We start from the raw sequence: 17,794 nt of genomic DNA, 5'->3' as shown, positions 1-17,794 counted from the left end.
TGCCTCCTCGCTTCCCCGCGCTGGTTGCTTCCCCACACTGGTTGGCTGCCGACGCTGGCTGGCCGCCGGGGCTGGCTGCCGGTGTCGGATTCGTGTGGCATCGCCTCCCAGCTGGTAAGCGTTGACCAGGCAGAGCGTAACGGATGGAGAAGTGTTGTGAACAACGGCGATCATTAACTCTCCCTGAGGAAGGCGCCACCCAGCCCGCCCTGGGCACGACCGGTGGGCGGCCGGCCCGTCCAGTGGGAGGTTCGTCACCCGTCAGGAGCGTCCGGCTGCGCGCGGCGCCGTCATCGTGCTGGGCGAGAATGCTTCGAGCCCGGCATCCAGGTGGCGAGGGTTCCGAGGGAGCGAAGGGAGTCACCGTGGCCGAGGTCGCGGGTCTGCGCCGGGGCATCCGGATGATGGTGGCCCTGGCCCTGGTCGTAGGCATCGCGACACTCGGGGTTGCGGTCTACTCAGCGGTGCGGGCCGACCACGCCACGGCCGAGCGGGGCAACCGGTTGGACCCCGCCGCGACCACCGCGGCCATGCTCCTCGCCGACTACGTCGACCAGGAGAGCAGCGTTCGCGGCTATCTGATCACCGAGGACCGCTCCTTCCTCGACTCCTTCGACGAGGCCGGCAAGCTGATCCCGGTGCACTATGCGCGGCTGGAAGCGCTGCTGGGTGACCGGGCCACGCTGATCATCCAGTTGCACAAGGTCACTCGAGCACATGAGGCATGGCTTTCGGAGGTGGCGCGGCCGGAGCTGGCGGCTATGAGCGGCGGCGCTGTGGTGGCTGCCCGTGACGTCGAGAAGTCCGTGATGGCTCGGACTCGGCTGAGCGCGCTGCGCACCGATGTGACCAATCTGGAGATCATGATTTCCCGGGAGCAGATATCCACCGTTGGCCGGGTTGCCGGTGCTCAGGATCTGCTGCTCAGCTCACTGGGCACCGCGGTGTTCCTGGTTGCGGTGATCGTGGTCACGCTGAGCGTTGTGGTGCGTCGCTGGCTGCTGCGGCCGATCGCCTCGTTGCGCCGCGCGGTCAACGCGGTCGCCGCGGGACGTTACGACACCCGCGTTCCCGCGGTCGGCCCCAAGGAGCTTGTCGAGCTCGCCGGCAACGTGGACGCGATGCGGGCACAGCTGGTGCGCCTTGTCCGGCAGAACGACCGGCTCTGGGAGGCGCTTGCCCAGGAGGGGCCCGCTGTAGTCGCCCTGCGTGACGCCCTTACCCCGTCCACCCTGCACGCGTCCGGGCTGATCGTGCGCGGGCGGGTTGATCCGGCTGAGGGGGAGCTGGCGGGTGACTGGTTCGATTCGGTCGACCTGCCCGGCGGCCGGGTCGGTGTGGTCGTCGGCGATGTCTCCGGTCACGGGTCGGCGGCTGGTGTGTACGCGTTGCGGCTCAAACAGCTGCTGGGCGCGGCGCTGACCGGAGGGGTGTCCGACCCCGGCGCGGCCATCGAATGGGTCGTGGACAATCTGGGCGAGACAGACGAGGTCTTCGCCACTGCCGTGGTCGCTGTGGTCGACCCGGCGAGCGGGACGGTCGAATATGCCAACGCAGGCCATCCGCAGGGGCTGCTGCTGCGCCGCTCGGGCCCGTCGCCAGAGCGGTTCGCCGCCGCCGGGGTTCCGGCCGCATCGGCGCAACCGAGCGGGGAGGCCCGCGCGGAGTCACCGGAGCCCCGGCCCGATGCGGGCTGCCCGCCGGACCGGCAAGGCCGGACCGGCCGACCCGTTGCTCGCCCCGGCAGATCCGGGGAGATCTGGTCGGCTCCGTCGACCGCGGAACCGACCGCGGAACCGACCGCGGCTGTCGTCGCGCTCACCGCCACCGGGCCACTGGTATCCAGCCTGTTGGCCGCTCCTGGCGCCTGGGCGACCGCGACCCTGCGGCTGCGGCCCGGCGACGCCTTGTTCATCTACACCGATGGCCTGACCGAAGCCCGCAACGCAAGCGGTGAGCAGTTCGGTGAGGACAGGCTTGTCGCGGAGATCCTGCGGGCCCGGTCACGACGTCCTCACGAGTTATTGGACGCGGTTTTCGAAGCGGTTCGCGCGCATGCGCCTGGGCGTCCGAGTGACGACCGTACCGCGATCATTCTGGCGCGGACGGACACGAGCCGGTCCAGCGACGGCCAGGGCCTCGTCCCCACCGCTCGGTCGCGGTCCGAGCGCTCCGGGCCGATCGGGACCGCTCCGTGACCGAGTCGCCTCAAGTCCCCTCAAGTCCCCCCAAGGGCCGCCAGGCGCGGCTGGAGCCGTGATCGTGCATCCCCTGGCCGGGTTTGGATCATCGTCCGGCCGTCGGTGCGTGACGATGGGCGTTTCTGGGTACATCAGCGGTCATGAGTGAAAGATCCGGCATTATGTCCGGTGCCGTCGCGCTGCTGCGGGTCCGCCCGCGTATCACGCGGTTGTTTCTTGTCCTTGTCGGTGCGGTACTGGTGTTCGCTGGAATCGGCTTTGTCAGCGGCTGGCGGCCGTCGCTGACAAACCCGTTCGGCCGGGAAACGATCGACCGTAGCCCGCCCGCGGTGCTGCGTTCCCTGACCGATCTCAGTGACTACCACGCGGCCAGCGCCCATTTCGAGGTCGTTGTCGATCTGGCGGACGAGACCAAGTTCATACCAGCCGCTTTGCGGGGCGAGCGGACTTTGTTCGTAGGCGTCGGCAGCGTCGACGCCGTCGTTGATTTCGGAAAGATCGACAAGAATGCGGTGACAGTCTCCGAAGACCGACGGACGGTGTCCGTCCGGTTGCCGGTACCGACTCTGTCGGAACCGAAAGTTGATCCGGAACACAGTTATGTCGTCGCCCGGCAGAAAGGCGTGCTGGACCGGATCGGCGGCTTTCTCAGCGGCAGCGCCAGTGACGATCGCCAACTTTATGTGATAACCGCGGACAGGATGACTCAGGCGGCGAAGACCGATGGTTCCGTCCTGACCCTGGCCGAACGGAACACCACCGGAATGTTGCGGGGCCTGTTCAGCGCGGTGGGCTTCACCACCGTCAACGTCAGTTACGCGGACGCACGATAACCGCACCGCCGCGCGCCGTTCATCGGTGTCGTCGACCTGTGCCGTGTCCGGCCGGCCCACCCACCCACGGACGTATCAAGGGGGTGCCTGATGGCCCTTGACCGCGCCACGCGAGGTCGTGGCCTGGCTGACAGCGGCCTGACCCAGGCCGAGTTCGCCGTCGCGCTCGGGACTTCCTCTTCGCGTTTCTCCACACCCCTATTGCCGGTCAGCCGGTCAGCCGGCGGCGCTGCGCGCGCGGGGAGGGCGGGGAGGGTGGCGGGACCATCGGGCCGATGTCCCCATCCGGTGCCTCGTCAATGTCGACGACCACCGGTGCGTGGTCGGATGCGCCTGTGCCCTTGCGGGTCTGCCGGTCAACCCAGACCGCTCGCACCCGCTCGGCGACCGGACCGCTGGCAAGAGCGAGGTCGATGCGCATTCCCTTGTTCTTCGGGAACATCAGCGACCGGTAGTCCCAGTAGGTGAAGATCTGTTCGTCCGGCCACCGTTCACGCGTGACGTCCACCAGGCCGAGGGCGGTGAGCTCCCGCAGGGCCTGTCGCTCGGCCTCGGTGACGTGGGTGGCGCCGACGAAGTCGGCCGGGTCCCATACGTCGGCGTCGGTGGGAGCGATGTTGAAGTCACCGCAGGCGAGTACCGGCGTGGTCGTCAGGGCTTTTTCCACGCATACCCGTAGCGCGGCGAGCCAATTGATCTTATAGGTATAGTGCGGATCGTCCACTGCCCGGCCGTTTGGCACATAAAGCGACCAGACTCGGATGCCGCCGCAGGTCGCGGCCAGCGCCCGCGGTTCTGGCCCGGGAAAGCCGGGAGCGTCGGCGAGTCCCCGCTCGGTGTCGCCCAGGCCGACTCGCGAGAAGATCGCGACGCCGTTCCATCGGCCCTCCCCGTGATGTGCGACGGTGTAGCCGCGCCGGAAGAGATCTTCATCGAAGAGCTCCAGGAAGGCGTCGTCGGAAAGCTTGGTCTCCTGTAGGCAGACCACGTCCGGCTGGACCCGGTCCAACCATTCGATCAGACGCGCCTGCCGCGCCTTCGCCGAGTTGATATTCCACGTCGCTACTCGCACCACCCGACGTTAGCCGGCTCGTGCCGCCCTCGGCCGAGGCGGTGTCCTCAACCGGACTGTTGTGAATCGGCGCGGTCGCGTTGGATGCGGCGTTGCGGGCGGATACCGTCACCGGGATACCGCGGGCGGATGCAGGCGGCGCGCGGAACACCCGGAGAGGGGGCTGCCCGTGGCTCGCGACAGGCTCTTACCGATGCTGCGGCCGGTGGCGACGGTGGCGGTCGCCACCGGGCTCGTCGGGCTTGTCGGGCTCGTCGGGCTCGTCGGTTGTGCCTCGGTGTCGCAGGAGACGAGGCAGGCTGGTACCAGCGCGGTCTGTGCTCAGATCGACGCGCGGTCCGCCGACATCCGTGCGAGCGCGCAGACGGCCCGCTTGGCGGCTCTGGTCGTACGTGATCTCGCACCGGACGGGGACATCCGTGATCTTGCTGATCGTGTCTCGCGGAACCCGGGGGAGATCAGCCTGAGAGGGCGGCTCGCCGACTGGGTCAATGACACATGCGCACGATGACAGGTCCGTAACAAGGACCATATAGCAAAGATTTTCCATACGGGCAAGGGTCCTTCTGACAAAGGTCTCACCGATGCAGTTGTCATGCGACTTGCAGATCGTAGCCCTCTTCCTACCGCCGGTACCGCAACGTTGCGCCGGGCGTCCCGCACGGCGTTCGGCGGTTCAACGCGATCGGCGGTCACCGTCCCGGCCGGCTGAAACGCGGCCCCGGCCAGCTGAAGCACCGTCCCGGCCGGTTGAGGGCAGGGGTGGTCCGACTGGTGGGAATGCCGTTGAAGGAGAGGCGACTCGTGCGACCATCAGGCCGTGACCACGCCGGCGAACGCCTCCCAGGTCGAGGATCTGGTCCTGCTGGAACAGGCCGGGCACGCGCTGGATCTCCTGTTTTTCTGGGGGCACCATCCACCGCGGGGCAGCGGCCGTGGCGTCGGCGTGGGCTGCCTGAGCCAATGGTGGCCCTCCGCGTTCACTGTGGACGGTCTGCGTTATCCGACGGCTGAGCATTTCATGATGGAGCGCAAGGCCCGGCTGTTCGGCGACATGGCCGCGGCACGGGCGGTTCTCGCCGCAGCTGATCCGGCAGCCGCGAAAAAGCACGGCCGGCAGGTCCGCGGTTTCGATGAGGCGGTGTGGAGCGAGTGCTCCTTCGACATCGTGGTCCAGGGCAACGCCGCGAAGTTCGACCAGCATCCGCCGTTGCGTAATTATCTGCTCGGTACCGGCGAGCGGGTACTGGTGGAGGCGAGTCCGCTGGACCGGGTGTGGGGGATCGGCTTGGCCGCTGACGACGCCCGTGCGCAGGCTCCGTCAGCCTGGCCGGGACGCAATCTTCTTGGTTTCGCGCTCATGCGGGTCCGGGCGATGCTGCGCGCGTCCACCTCGAGCGCGTCCGGGTAACGCGACCACCCTCCTCTCCGGGCAGGGGCCCCCGCCGGAGCCTGACGCCGCGATTGTGACCAGTGCCCCGCCGGTGCTTCCGCGTGGCCGTGCCAGGCATCCGCCGCCAGACAGCCGTGCCGGGCAGCCGTGCCGGGCAGCCGAGGCAGGCGTTTCCAGCAGACGTCTGCGCCACTGTGTCCGGATGCTCCCCGCACCCGGGCGCCCTCAGCGTAATGATCAAAGCGAGCGGCGCCCAGAGCGGTGTGGGGAGGACGGCAATGACAGACGGTAGTATCTTCGCGCGGCCAGGGATCGTTGCCGGGGTGGACGGCTCGCCGGGTTCTGTCGAGGCACTGCGATGGGCCTGGCATACCGCGGCCATGCATCGGCGCTCTGTGACCGCCGTGCTGGCATGGACCGCGGACGGCCAGCCCAGGACCGTTCACCGGCAAGCGTACGTTACTGATCGTGATGGGTTGACCGCGACGGCGGCTGCGGTTCTCGACTCGGCGGTTGCTCGGCTCCCGGCCTGCCAGCCACCTCCCGCGGTAGTCCGGCGGGTGGTCCACGAGCCCGCGGTGATCGCCTTGCTGGCGGCGTCGAAGCACGCGCCGATGGTGGTCGTGGGCTCGTGCGATCATGGCCTGCTCCATTGCTCTCCCCGCGGGTCGGTGGGCCAGACGGTCGTCCAGCACGGCGCGGTTCCGGCCGTCGTCGTGCGGGGGCGGGGCTTCGGTGTGCCCGGCGACCGCCGGCCGGTGGCTGTCGGTGTGGACGGTTCGCCATCGTCGCTGGCCGCGCTGGCGTGGGCGGCCCGTGCGGCGACATACCGTGACGTACCGCTACGGGTTATACACGCGCTGGAGGTGGCGTCCACGCCCTATCCGGAGTTTCTCGCCTCGTCCGGCCGAGCTCTTGTCGATCAGGCAAACGATGTGCTCGACGATGCGCTCGCCAAGGGGCTGCGGGACGTTTCACCACGGCTGTGCGTCAGCAGCGAGGTGGTCGTCGACTCGGCCGCCCGTGCCCTGCTGCTGGAGTCCACGACCTCGCAGCTGCTGGTGACGGGCGCCCGCGGGCACGGGGGCTTCGCTGAACTCCTCCTCGGCTCCGTGAGCGATCAGTGTGCCCGCTACGCGCTCTGCCCGGTCGCGGTCATCCGCCCGCCCTACAGCTGATCGACGGCGGTGACGTGCAGCACGGCGGCGCCGGCTTCGTCCGAGGCGGCAAGGTCCACCTCGGCGCTGATGCCCCAGTCGTGGTCGCCGGCCGGATCGTCGAAGATCTGCCGAAGCGTCCAGCGTCCCGGCTCGGTGTTGATGATGAGGAGTCCCGGTCCGCGGGCGTCGGGTCCGGTGCCGATCTCGCCGTGCAGGTCGAAGTACGGCTGGAGGGCCTGTGCCCACCGGTCACGGTCCCAGCCCGCGTCGGCGTCGAGCGCGCCGAGATCGTCGTAGCGGCGCAGCGCGGCCAGCTCCACCCGGCGGAACAGCGCGTTGCGGACGAGGACCCGGAACGCGCGGATGTTGGTCGTCACCGCGGGTGGCCGTTCGTCGATCCGCGCCGAAGGCGCGTCCGGCGTCGGGTTGCGCAGCTGCTCCCACTCGTCGAACAGGCTCGAGTCGACCTGCCGGACCAGCTCGCCCAGCCATTCGGTCAGATCGGTGAGCTCCTCGGTCCGGGCGTCCTCGGGCACCGTCTGCCGCAGGGCCTTGAAGGCGTCGGCCAGGTAGCGCAGGAGCAGCCCCTCGGAGCGGGCCAAGCCGTAGAAGCCGATGTACTCGACGAAGGTCATGGCTCGCTCGTACATGTCCCGGGCCACCGATTTGGGTGCGAGTTCGTGATCGTCAACCCAGGGATGGCCACGCCGGTATATCGCGAACGCGGCACCGAGGAACTCGTCCAGCGGCTTGGGGTAGGTGACGGCGTCGAGCAGCTCAAGGCGACGCTCGTACTCGACGCCGTCCGCCTTCATCTGGGCGACGGCTTCACCGCGGGCCTTGAACTGTTGCGCGGAAAGGACCTGGCGTGGATTGTCCAGCGTGGCCTCGATGATCGATAGAACATCCAGCGGATAGCTCGGCGAGCCCCGGTCGAGCAGCTCGAGCGAGGCGAGCGCAAAGGGCGACAAGGGCTGATTGAGAGCGAAGTCGAGTTGCAGGTCGACGGTGATCTGCACAGTGCGTCCCGTCTCGTCCGGGATGGCGAGTTTCTCGACGATGCCAGCGGCGAGCAACGCCCGGTAGATGGCGATGGCCCGGCGGATGTGGTGGCGTTGCGCCGGACGCTGCTCGTGGTTGTCGGTGAGCAGGTGCCGCATGCCGGCGAAGGCGTCGCCAGGACGGTTGATGACGTTGAGCAGCATCGAGTGGCTGACGGTGAAACTCGACGTCAGGGGCTCGGGCTCGGCGGCCACGAGCCGTTCGAACGTCGGTACGCCCCAGGAGACGAACCCCTCCGGCGGCTTCTTACGGACGATCTTTCGCCGTTTCTTCGGGTCGTCGCCGGCCTTGGCCAGGGCGCGTTCGTTCTCCACTGTGTGCTCGGGCGCCTGCACCACGACGGTGCCGACCGTGTCATAACCGGCCCGGCCGGCCCGGCCGGCGATCTGGTGGAACTCCCGGGCGCTCAGGTGGCGGGTCCGGGTTCCGTCGTACTTGGACAGCGCGGTGAACACGACCGTGCGGATCGGTACGTTGATCCCCACGCCGAGCGTGTCGGTACCGCATATGATCTTCAGTAGCCCGGCCTGGGCGAGCAGCTCCACCAGCCGCCGGTACTTGGGGAGCATGCCGGCGTGGTGGACACCGATGCCGTGGCGGACCAGGCGGGACAGGGTCTTGCCGAACCCCGCGGTGAACCGGAACCCGCCGATCATCTCGGCGATGGCGTCCTTCTCCGCCCGGGTGCACACGTTGATGCTCATGAGTGACTGCGCCCGTTCCAGCGCCGACGCCTGGGTGAAGTGAACGACGTAGACAGGCGCTTGGTGGGTGTTCAGAAGCTCTTCGAGCGTCTCGTGCAGCGGGGTGGTCACGTAGTGGTGGAACAGCGGCACCGGGCGCACGGCGGAGCGGACGACCGCGGTGGGACGGCCGGTCCGGCGGGTGAGGTCCGTTTCGAACCGGCTTACGTCACCCAGGGTCGCCGACATGAGGATGAACTGCGTGCGGGGCAGCTCCAGCAGCGGCACCTGCCATGCCCAGCCCCGGTCGGGGTCGGCGTAGAAGTGGAACTCGTCCATCACGACTTGGCCGACGTCGGCGTCGGCACCGTCCCGCAGGGCGATGTTGGCCAGGATCTCGGCGGTGCAGCAGATGACGGGAGCGTCCTCGTTGACAGCGGCGTCCCCGGTCATCATCCCGACGCGTTCCGTCCCGAGCGTGGCGCACAGCGCGAAGAACTTTTCCGACACCAGCGCTTTGATGGGCGCGGTGTAGAAGCTGCGCTGTTTGCGGGCCATCGCGGTGAAATGGGCGCCGGTGGCCACGAGGCTCTTGCCGGACCCGGTCGGGGTGGTCAGGATGACGTTGGAACCGGAGACCACCTCGATGAGCGCCTCGGACTGCGCGGGGTACAGGGCGAGCCCCTGGCCCTGCGCCCACGCGGTGAACGCGTCGAAGATATCGTCGGGCTCCGGAGTTGCGGGCAGCTGGTCGGCGAGCGTCATGGTAAATCCGATGGTGCCTGACGGATCGCGGACCCGGGGCCGCGACGGCCGGCGTTTTCAGGGCCGGCGCCTTCAGCTCCCCTCGATGACCTGACCAGCCGTGACCTGCCACTGACGCGTGGTGTGGACCACCTCGAGCATGCGGCGGTCGTGGGTCACCAGGAGCAGGGTGCCGGTGTAGTCGGCCAAGGCCGCTTCCAGCTGCTCGATCGCGGGGAGGTCGAGATGGTTCGTCGGCTCGTCCAGCACCAACAGATTGACCCCGCGTGCCTGCAGCAGCGCGAGCGCCGCGCGGGTGCGCTCGCCGGGTGACAGGGTCGTGGCCGCCCGTTTCATATGATCCGCTCGCAGGCCGAACTTGGCCAGCAGAGTCCGCAGGTCGGCGGTGACCAGCTCGGGCAACAACCGGGCGAGGACGTCGAGAACCGGGGCGTCGACGGTGAACAGCGCTCGAGCCTGGTCGACCTCGCCGACCAGCACCCCGGAACCGAGCGACGCCCGGCCAGCGTCGACCGGCAGGTGACCGAGGATCGCTGCCAGCAGCGTCGACTTCCCGGCTCCGTTGGGCCCGGTGATGGCCACCCGGTCGCCCCAGTCCAGCCGCGCGGTCACCGGTCCCAGGGTGAAGCTGCCGCGACGTAGGACCGCGTCGGTCAGCACGGCGACCACGGCACCGGAGCGCGGGGCCGCCGCGATCCGCAGCCGCAGCTCCCATTCCTTGCGCGGTTCAGGGACGACTTCCATGCGTTCGATCAGGCGTTCGGTCTGCCGGACCTTGGCGGCCTGCTTCTCCGACGTCTCAGCGCGCAGGTTTCGCCCGATCTTGTCGTTGTCGGTGGACTTGCGGCGGGCGTTTCGCACGCCCTTGTCCATCCAGGTCCGTTGGGTCTGGGCGCGTTCGGTCAGCGCGCCGCGGCGGTCGGCGTACTGCTCATAGGCCTCCCGGGCGTGCCGCCGGGCCACCTCCCGTTCGTCGAGGTAGGCCTGGTAACCGCCGCCGAAGAAGCTGACCTGTTGCTGGGCGAGATCCAGCTCCAGCACCGCGGTGACGGTACGGGCGAGAAATTCCCGATCATGGCTGACGACCGCCACCGCGGCCCGCAGCCCCGTGACGAACGTCTCCAGCCGGGCCAGCCCGTCGAGGTCGAGGTCGTTGGTCGGTTCGTCGAGCAGGAAGACGTCGAATCTGCTGAGCAGCAGAGCGGCGAGCCCCGCGCGGGCCGCCTGGCCCCCGGACAACGCCGTCATCGGCACGTTCAGGTCGATCGTGAGCCCGATGTCGGCCGCCACCACCGCCGCGCGTTCGTCGAAGTCGGCGGCCCCCAGCGCGAGCCAGCGGTCCAGCGCTGTCGAGTAGGCGTCGTCCGAACCGGGCTCCTGACGGGACAGGGCCGCGACCGCGTCATCCAACCGGCGCCGGGCGTCGGTCACGTCAGCGCGCCGGGCGAGGAAGCCATGCACGGTCTCGCGGGGACGGCGATCGGGCTCCTGCGCGAGGTAGCCGACCGAGGCCGTCGACGGGGTGCGTACCACCGTGCCGTGCTCGGGGCTGGCCAAGCCCGCGAGCATGCGCAGCAGGGTGGACTTGCCCGCGCCGTTCGCCCCGACCACTCCGATCACATCGCCTGGGCCGAGCACCAGATCGACCTGGCTGAACAGCGCTCGCCCGCCGTATCCGGCAGCCAGGCCCTGGGCGACGAGGGTGGCGTTCACACCCAGACGTTACCGGCACCGCCGAGCGAAGCCCTCCGGAACGTCTCGCCTCCGGCCGGGGCCATCGGGGGCTGGCCATCCGGGCCATCCGCCTTGGGCGTTGCCTGTCAGCAGCTGACGTTGCTGACGTTATCGTTGGTACGCCTGTCATACGGGATGTGTCAGCGGCTGCAAGCAGTGCCGGCCAGCTGCTGATGATCAATTGGTGGGGAGCGCAAGCGGTGGTTGGTGTTGCACGCCTGGCGGCGATCTCGTTCGACTGCTCCGAGCCTCATGCGTTGGCTCGGTTCTACGCGGAGCTGACCGGTGGCGCGATCGCTTTCAGCAGTGAGGACTTCGTCGCGGTCAAGGGCCCGGCTGTCTGGATCACAGCGCAACGGGTCCCGGACCATCGGCCCCCGACGTGGCCCACGGGCGCTACCCCGCAGCAGGCGCACATGGAGTTCGCAGTCGAGGATCTTGAAGCGGCGCAGGCTCAGGCGATTGCCCTCGGCGCACGGCCTGCCGACGAGCAGCCATCCCCGGACCGGTGGCGTGTGCTCCTCGACCCGGCGGGTCACCCGTTCTGCCTGACGACTCTCGTGCCGTCGGCCTGACGGCAGCGCGCCGGATACGTGGAGCGGGTGACCGGGATCGAACCGGCATGGCCAGCTTGAAAGGCTATCCGTGCTGGGCATCGTACCTGCACGGCGATCTTTTCCGACAATCATCGTTGTCGCATTGCGGGTCACGGAGTCGCGATCATGGTGGGCCCGATGGCGGTCGCGAGTGTCCTGTCTCACCAAAGCTGAGGCAGTCCCATCGAATCGGGTCAGGCCGGGGAGGATTCCCCCGCCACGATCCAGCCCGGGAACAGCACCTCCCACACCTCCACCACCGACACGGCACCGTCCTCACGTAGCCACACCGGATACCCGGAGAAACTCACCCCGGCCGGCACCAGATCCGCCGTACCCGCCGCCACGACCGCCGTCATGAGCCCGCCCCCGACCGCTGCACCGAGATCACAGGATCGCGATCCGCCCTAGCCCCACGACCGGCAGCACCCGGTAGCCCGGAGGCAGAATGCTCCGTTCCCGTGCGTACTCCGCCAGCACCCGAGCGTCGACGAACGGCGCCACCACCTGAACCCCCGGCACCACCAGTGCCAGCGCTCCCGACGGAATGACCACCTCCCGCACTTTCACCATCCGCATCAAGCCTGTACTCGTACCCGTCGTCATCATCCCACCACCACTTCTCACCCTCTCCCTCGTCGTCTCCGAATGGGTCATCTCGGAAATGGTCGACAGTCACCGGACCCCCTGACGCGCACATCGTAATTTCCGGCACTACGTTTCAGTCCGTATTGGCGCGAAACAGCTGATCGAAGGCGTTCGGACCATGACGGTCCTCCAGCCAGGCATGCACTTCCGACTGATCGCCGCTTAGAGTTCCTCGGATGATCGCAGCGTGTAGCTCTTCCTGATCGCTGCCGCCAATTTCGTCTAGGAAAGCTTGGTAGCGAGCGTTCACCACTCGTTCGTAGGAAGCCATAGCGGCCAAGTATCTGCCTTGATTTGCGACACCGACAGGCTCCGTCAGTGCTGCAAGGCTGGCCCGGTCGGTGTCCGAGAGCTGGCCCGTAGCGTCGCGGAATACCAGGCCATCGAACGCGGTGCGCCAGGCATTCAGCTTGTACATCGCCGCGACTTGACGGACGATGACGCGGGCCTCACGGTCAACAGCGCCTTCCGTCACGATTCCAAGGTTGCGAGTCGTCCGCGAGCCCGGCCGGTCACGGGGCGAGTAGGGTGATCCGTTCAGGCCCCGCCGGTTCAGGCCGTAACGAACGCGGGTCAGTGCGTCGTTGTGCAGCGTATACACACGGAAGCTGCCGTAGTGCAAACAGTCGTGCGCATACGTCCGCAACAAGTCGAGCGCTGTTAGTGTCGTATGCTCCTGGCCAGATGCAGCCAGGTGGCCGTAGCTGGTCACCGCTGCGCCCAACTGAACGTGCCGGTACCCCTGCCGGGGATAGTGGAAGCCGCCGAAAGAAGAAGCGTCGCTGGAAAGAATTCCAACCCATACCCGGTCGACCGGCAGGGCGTCGAGTAGACCGAAGCTCGTGAGGCGCCGAGAGAGAATCACTAAACCGGCGTAGAAAATCTCCCGTAACAGAAGGTCATGCCAGCCATCCACAACCCAATGCAGGAGCGAGAAGTGAAGGTTTGGATGGTGACCGGTGAAGGTCGCGGATGCCCTGACGAATGCAAGCCGCTGCATCGCCTCGGCACGGTCTTCCGAGTCACCCGAAACATGTTCGTTCGGGCCTAGGAATGTCGGCGTCAACGACTTCTGGATCGGCCAGCTCAGCGTGTTTTCTGTATCAGGGTTCGGTGTGACTCCAGCAGGCCTTCCGGAAGGCGGTCCGTTGCGAACCACTGTGCCTCCAGGACTTCGAACGAATCGAGGTTGATATCTCCTCCGATGAGGTCTGCCGTGTAGGCAACCTCGACTCGCAGGCGATACCCGCTTTCCAGATTGACCAGGTCGCGGACACGGACCGTGAGCCCTGTTTCCTCCAGAACCTCCCGGGAAACCGTGTCCTCGAAAGTCTCCGACCGCTTTGCGTACCCGGTCGGGAGCCCCCACTGCCGATGCTCTGGCCACAGGCGATGCCGAAGGAGCAAAACGCGGCCCTCGTCATCCTTCACGATTCCGCTCACACCGACCATGAAGGTTGCATGCCACAGCCAGAGCACACGCCACTGCACCGAACCACGTAGCGTCCGCCAAGCCATCGCTGCAATCCTCTTCATAGTGCTGTTCCTTTCCATCGGTGTGTCCGCCGGCACCTTAGTGACCCGGCGATGATGCACCACTGCCCGAGGAGGGCCGCGGAGGGACGGCGATGCCAGCGGCATCATCCGGCCCAGCGGCTCCCCATTGCCGCCAGACATCCAGCCTCCCGTGATCACGAATGTGGAGCGACAGCCCCGGGGCAGAGCAGCGGACAGGGTGTGTGGCCCGATACGACCTAGCTCCGCCCGGAGCCGTCCGGCAGGCGTGACCCCGGCCATCGGATCCGAGGTATGCCGCGCCCACCGAGCTGCGGCGGCAGCCGGGGACCTAATGTCAGCCCGGCCGGAGCCGCCACCGCATCGTGTCGTGACTCTGCATGTCTGATCCAGGACAGTTAGAGGGGAGCGTTGAGGGGCCGATAGGGGGGCAGATAGCCGGGATAGTCGCCCCGACCGGTACGACCAGCGCGCCGAGAATGAGGAGACCAACCGCTACATGAGACGATCAGCCCATGCGCACCGCGGGAAAGCAGGGGCCGTGACCGAGCCGAACCACCAGCTACGAGGCGCGCGGGAACGCATTGAATCACCGCACGCACCCGGCCAGCCGCTGTCTCGCGTCGAGCTGGCGGACCTCGTCAACGAAGCGGTGTTCCGCGCCACTGGCCGCACAACCGCGATAGACGATCACTACATCGGAAAGCTGGAACGAGGTGCTATCCGCTGGCCGCAGGTGGACTACCGAGCCGCACTCCGCACCATCCTGCGGACGGATACCGATACCGCGTTGGGCTTTCGCCGCCCGCGTCGCACACACAGCCGGCCTACGGATGTGATTATCCCCCCGGTGGCCCTCAGCCCGCCCGGCACCGACCCCTCGGCGACTCGGGGAGTTGGGGATCATGCGAATCGGGAGCTACGTTCGACGACCACACCAGCAGGGAACCTCCCTGCTGACCTGGATCTCCTGGACGAGTGGTCAGCCATGCTACGTAGAGAGCTACTCACCCAAGGGGCGGCGGCGCTCACCACCCTCACACACCTTGAGTCGTATCTGTCCACATTCGATACCGATCCGATTTCGAAGATATCGGTGTTGCGTTCGGTGGTCACTTCGCAACGTCGTCGTGAAGGTGTAATACCTGCCCATGACCTTGCCGGAATCGTGGTCGAACACCTACGTCTCCTTAGTGCGGTGGGGAAAAGCGCCTGTGACCCAGCAGCAAAAAGGCTCGCCGCCGAGGCCCTAAGTGAGGGGTTCGGATTCCTCGCATGGCTCGCGTGGGACATATGGGAGATCGGCTCAGCTCAACGCTATTACCATGCTGCGGTCCGAATGGCCCGGCAGTCCCAGCACCCGACTCTGCCGGCCTACATGCTTGGCAGCACTGCTGTCTTCACCGCTAAATCCGGGAATCCTCAACGTGCACTGGACCTTATAGACCAGGCCCAGGAATCCCTACGGCTCCACTCCAATGCGACCATTAAAGCCTGGTTGTACTCGACAGCTGCCACGACCCATGCAGTCGCACAGCAGAAGACTCAAACTTGGCGATACCTCGACATGGCCCAAGAAGCCACAGCTCAGATTAGCCGGGACGACATTCCTCCCTGGCCCTGGATCATGCGGTTCAGTGACGAGAAACTGGCAGGCTACCGACTCGCGGCCGCAGTCGATCTCCGTGACCCCACGACAGCGTTGAACTCCGCACCCTTGGCCACGAGAGCACAAGCTCACAGCGCGCAGCACGCCCTCAATCTACTGGCGCATGCCGATGCACACGCGATGCGGCGAGAATACGACGAGAGCGCCACGAAGGCCCTTGCCGCCATCGAAGCCGCATCAACCAAGACTTCCCAGCGAGTTATACGCGCAGCCTGGAAGACCCGTCAGGCGTTGCCCACATCACCACAGATTGCGTCAGTTCGACAGCTCGATGCCCGGCTCCGCGAGCTGGATCCGCTCGATATCTGAGAGGTAAAAGATGACTCGTGTTGGCATTACGGGCCACCGCGGATTAACTCCGGAGATAGAAACACATGTAGACCGGGAGATTCGCAGTTTCCTCGCTCAGCTGGGCCATTCCGACCTCATTGGAATCAGCTGCCTTGCGGACGGAGCGGACACCCTATTCGCTGAAGCCGTCCTAGATCTTGGAGGACAACTGATCATTTTAGTCCCCGCGCAGACCTACCGTGACAGTCTACCCGAGGAGCATCATCCAATCTACGATCACTTGTACAGTCAGGCGGAAAAAGTTCATCGGCTGTCCTATCGGGAGTCCGATTCCCAAGCGCACATGCACGCGAGTCGCATACTTGTAGATCAATCGGACCAGCTCATCGCCGTCTGGGACGGGCAGCCTGGCAGGGGACCCGGCGGAACAGCCGATGTCGTCGAGTACGCCCGCTGCCAGGGCCATCTGGTCCGCATCATCTGGCCCGCTGGAGTCAGCCGACCCTGACGAAAACACATCACCAGGAGTGTCGCCAGGGAGGAATGATCGCCATCGCTAATGTTCTATACTTCCTGAACGTCGCACGGTTCGAGCCCAGGACACGGGGACTCCGCCCCTCGACCCCGGCCTTCTCTCTGGAGGAGGGGGTGGACGTGGGACCGCTCGCCCCCACTATCCGGGATACGAGAAGCACCGCTGGCTGGTGTTCCACGAGGACGACGAGTTGCTGTTCGTCCACGTCCACCAAGTGGCGTTCCGACCAGCGCATCTGGACCACTCCGGCCCGTTGGGAAGACAAGATCCGCGCGCGGGAGCTGGCGTTCTCAGGCCAGGAACAGATCATCACGCTGCTGCCAGACTACTTCGGCCGCTTCGACTACAGCCCGTTTCGGCCAGCCGGTGACTGACCTTACGACGTGCGTGACGCTCGCCGAGGGCACCGCCCGGATGCCGGCCTGGGAGACACTGTCGGCCGACGGCGCGAGCGGGCTCGCCCAGACCGGGCGCTGCCTGCTGGCCCAGCTCCGGCACCTGAACCGCCCCATCGCACAAGCCCTGTACTTCCGGCTTGGCCCCGCCGACCTGCTCTACATGAGCACCTTTGACCCGGACTTCGCTGGTTGTTGCCCGAGCCACCAGCTTCTTGCCGAGGCAGCCGCCGCCGCGCTCACGCAGGGAGCCAGCGTGATCGAACTGGGCCGAGGCGACGAGCCGTACCAATTCGGTCTTGGGGCTTTCCCTCGGTATCTCCGCGACGTGCTGGCTCCCGGATGACGACCGCCGACCCGCGACAGACCATGGGTAGGTGGGGGTCATGGCTGGTCACCGCGACCGGGCGAGGCATCCGGCGGAGTCCCGTCCGGGTGCCCCCGGGTTTCCTCGCTGCCACCCTGCCGGGGCTGGGAGGGTTCCTGTCGTCCGAGATTGCCGACCGTCCGGACCTGGAGACCCCGACGACAAGCCCGGCTTCGACGGACGCGCCGACATTGTCCGTTTCCGGGCACGCCGGGGCGCTCAGTGGGAGCTGTCCGAATTCAGGCTCGCCGAGGACGTGTTCACCACGATTGGTGAAGCGAACAGCACCGCGGGGTCTCGCCAGGTTGCCGCAGCGCTCGTCACCAGCACCGGCCTGGAACGGGCGCTGTCGGTCTGGGCCCGCCTCGTCCGCCACCTCGGCTCCGCGATGACCTACCGCGTCATCACCCGGGTCCTGGACGAACGCCGCTTCAAGCGGACCGAACTGCGTCATGCCGCCGCCAACACGATCGTCACTCATCGGCCGAGGTGGCGCCCCGCCGACCCGGCTGACCTAGAGATCTGGGTGCTCGAATATCGTAGGTGCCACTTCGTCGCTGGCCTGCGGCTGTCCGACCGGCGGATGCGGCAGCACGGCGAGGGCCGGGAGAACAAACGTCACGGGGCGCTGTGTCCCGTCGTCGCCGCCGCGATGGTCCGCTCGCCGGGCAGAGTCCCGGCGACTTGCTGGACCCCTGTTGCGGGTCGGGAACGATAGTAGGGGAGGGCGACACACGTCCGGAGTCGCCCCGACGACGGCGCCGCGGGGGGCTCTCGTGCCCGCCTAGCGGCCCGTGGATGGCCCACCGCCCAATGTTGATCAGCTGGGTCTGCTCCCTCCCTGCCCCGAGCAACGCCCTGGCCAGGGAGGGAGC

The 17,794-nt window shown here is 67.1% G+C and carries 17 protein-coding genes; 10 read left to right on the top strand and 7 right to left on the bottom strand.

Annotation, left to right across the window (positions count from 1 at the left end):
* Positions 1 to 365 precede the first annotated feature (365 nt).
* Entirely contained in the window at positions 366 to 2,198 is a 1,833-nt protein-coding gene (locus tag MJ785_RS01090; protein WP_239379908.1) for a SpoIIE family protein phosphatase, read from the top strand.
* 143 nt (positions 2,199 to 2,341) lie between these two features.
* Entirely contained in the window at positions 2,342 to 3,034 is a 693-nt protein-coding gene (locus MJ785_RS01085) for a DUF4230 domain-containing protein (protein WP_239310101.1), read from the top strand.
* A 208-nt stretch (positions 3,035 to 3,242) separates the two neighbouring features.
* Here the strand turns inward: MJ785_RS01085 and MJ785_RS01080 are convergent, their stop codons facing one another.
* Complete coding sequence (locus tag MJ785_RS01080) at positions 3,243 to 4,106, bottom strand: exodeoxyribonuclease III (protein ID WP_239376235.1); 864 nt, start codon at positions 4,104 to 4,106, stop codon at positions 3,243 to 3,245.
* 169 nt (positions 4,107 to 4,275) lie between these two features.
* Here MJ785_RS01080 and MJ785_RS01075 point away from each other — a divergent pair, with 169 nt between their 5' ends.
* The 3 genes from MJ785_RS01075 (at position 4,276) to MJ785_RS01065 (ending at position 6,677) form a co-directional block, all read left to right on the top strand.
* Complete coding sequence (locus MJ785_RS01075; protein WP_239379907.1) at positions 4,276 to 4,617, top strand: hypothetical protein; 342 nt, start codon at positions 4,276 to 4,278, stop codon at positions 4,615 to 4,617.
* Positions 4,618 to 4,926: 309 nt separating this feature from the next.
* Entirely contained in the window at positions 4,927 to 5,517 is a 591-nt protein-coding gene (locus tag MJ785_RS01070; protein ID WP_239310104.1) for an NADAR family protein, read from the top strand.
* Between the two features lie 260 nt (positions 5,518 to 5,777).
* On the top strand, positions 5,778 to 6,677 hold the full coding sequence (locus MJ785_RS01065) for a universal stress protein (RefSeq protein ID WP_239310105.1): 900 nt from the start codon (positions 5,778 to 5,780) through the stop codon (positions 6,675 to 6,677).
* Here MJ785_RS01065 and MJ785_RS01060 read toward each other — a convergent pair.
* Both MJ785_RS01060 and MJ785_RS01055 read right to left on the bottom strand, forming a co-directional pair.
* Positions 6,668 to 9,169, bottom strand: a complete 2,502-nt coding sequence (locus tag MJ785_RS01060) for an RNA helicase (RefSeq protein WP_239376243.1) — start codon at positions 9,167 to 9,169, stop codon at positions 6,668 to 6,670. The genes MJ785_RS01065 and MJ785_RS01060 overlap by 10 nt on opposite strands.
* 72 nt (positions 9,170 to 9,241) lie before the next feature.
* Positions 9,242 to 10,882, bottom strand: a complete 1,641-nt coding sequence (locus MJ785_RS01055) for an ABC-F family ATP-binding cassette domain-containing protein (RefSeq protein ID WP_239310107.1) — start codon at positions 10,880 to 10,882, stop codon at positions 9,242 to 9,244.
* A gap of 221 nt (positions 10,883 to 11,103) precedes the next feature.
* Between MJ785_RS01055 and MJ785_RS01050 the strand changes: the two genes are divergently transcribed.
* On the top strand, positions 11,104 to 11,478 hold the full coding sequence (locus MJ785_RS01050; RefSeq protein ID WP_239310108.1) for a VOC family protein: 375 nt from the start codon (positions 11,104 to 11,106) through the stop codon (positions 11,476 to 11,478).
* A 215-nt stretch (positions 11,479 to 11,693) separates the two neighbouring features.
* On the opposite strand, the gene MJ785_RS01045 is transcribed toward MJ785_RS01050, so the two are convergent.
* The 4 genes from MJ785_RS01045 to MJ785_RS01030 all read right to left on the bottom strand — a co-directional run bounded on the left by MJ785_RS01045 (position 11,694) and on the right by MJ785_RS01030 (position 13,683).
* Positions 11,694 to 11,858: a hypothetical protein gene (locus MJ785_RS01045; RefSeq protein ID WP_239310109.1), complete on the bottom strand. Its 165-nt coding sequence runs from the start codon at positions 11,856 to 11,858 to the stop codon at positions 11,694 to 11,696.
* Between the two features lie 28 nt (positions 11,859 to 11,886).
* Positions 11,887 to 12,108, bottom strand: coding sequence for a hypothetical protein (locus MJ785_RS01040; protein WP_239379906.1), 222 nt, complete (start codon positions 12,106 to 12,108; stop codon positions 11,887 to 11,889).
* A gap of 112 nt (positions 12,109 to 12,220) precedes the next feature.
* On the bottom strand, positions 12,221 to 13,213 hold the full coding sequence (locus MJ785_RS01035) for a hypothetical protein (protein ID WP_239376247.1): 993 nt from the start codon (positions 13,211 to 13,213) through the stop codon (positions 12,221 to 12,223).
* A 20-nt stretch (positions 13,214 to 13,233) separates the two neighbouring features.
* Positions 13,234 to 13,683, bottom strand: coding sequence for an NUDIX domain-containing protein (locus MJ785_RS01030; protein WP_239376249.1), 450 nt, complete (start codon positions 13,681 to 13,683; stop codon positions 13,234 to 13,236).
* 520 nt (positions 13,684 to 14,203) lie between these two features.
* On the opposite strand from MJ785_RS01030, the gene MJ785_RS01025 reads away from it, so the two are divergent.
* The 4 genes from MJ785_RS01025 to MJ785_RS01010 all read left to right on the top strand — a co-directional run bounded on the left by MJ785_RS01025 (position 14,204) and on the right by MJ785_RS01010 (position 17,637).
* On the top strand, positions 14,204 to 15,640 hold the full coding sequence (locus MJ785_RS01025) for a hypothetical protein (RefSeq protein ID WP_239379905.1): 1,437 nt from the start codon (positions 14,204 to 14,206) through the stop codon (positions 15,638 to 15,640).
* Positions 15,641 to 16,270: 630 nt separating this feature from the next.
* Entirely contained in the window at positions 16,271 to 16,531 is a 261-nt protein-coding gene (locus tag MJ785_RS01020; protein ID WP_239313597.1) for a hypothetical protein, read from the top strand.
* Positions 16,524 to 16,898 (top strand): GNAT family N-acetyltransferase, encoded by a 375-nt coding sequence (locus tag MJ785_RS01015; RefSeq protein ID WP_239379904.1) that lies wholly within the window; start codon positions 16,524 to 16,526, stop codon positions 16,896 to 16,898. The genes MJ785_RS01020 and MJ785_RS01015 overlap by 8 nt, the downstream gene beginning before the upstream one ends.
* 40 nt (positions 16,899 to 16,938) lie before the next feature.
* Entirely contained in the window at positions 16,939 to 17,637 is a 699-nt protein-coding gene (locus MJ785_RS01010) for a hypothetical protein (protein WP_239313601.1), read from the top strand.
* The last annotated feature ends 157 nt before the right edge of the window (positions 17,638 to 17,794 follow it).

The organism is Protofrankia sp. CiT1, from assembly GCF_917627335.1.
Classification (GTDB): Bacteria; Actinomycetota; Actinomycetes; order Frankiales; family Frankiaceae; genus Protofrankia.
The sequence above is the reverse complement of the archived record's forward strand: the minus strand, read 5'-3'. Positions and strand labels throughout refer to the sequence as shown.

What these genes read in the sequence shown, in the direction of transcription:
- MJ785_RS01045 (WP_239310109.1), bottom strand. Translation starts at nt 11,858, where the DNA reads ATGACGGCGGTCGTGGCGGCGGGTACGGCGGATCTGGTGCCGGCCGGG.
- MJ785_RS01065 (WP_239310105.1), top strand. Translation starts at nt 5,778, where the DNA reads ATGACAGACGGTAGTATCTTCGCGCGGCCAGGGATCGTTGCCGGGGTG.
- MJ785_RS01060 (WP_239376243.1), bottom strand. Translation starts at nt 9,169, where the DNA reads ATGACGCTCGCCGACCAGCTGCCCGCAACTCCGGAGCCCGACGATATC.
- MJ785_RS01030 (WP_239376249.1), bottom strand. Translation starts at nt 13,683, where the DNA reads ATGAAGAGGATTGCAGCGATGGCTTGGCGGACGCTACGTGGTTCGGTG.
- MJ785_RS01040 (WP_239379906.1), bottom strand. Translation starts at nt 12,108, where the DNA reads ATGATGACGACGGGTACGAGTACAGGCTTGATGCGGATGGTGAAAGTG.
- MJ785_RS01085 (WP_239310101.1), top strand. Translation starts at nt 2,342, where the DNA reads ATGAGTGAAAGATCCGGCATTATGTCCGGTGCCGTCGCGCTGCTGCGG.
- MJ785_RS01010 (WP_239313601.1), top strand. Translation starts at nt 16,939, where the DNA reads ATGGCTGGTCACCGCGACCGGGCGAGGCATCCGGCGGAGTCCCGTCCG.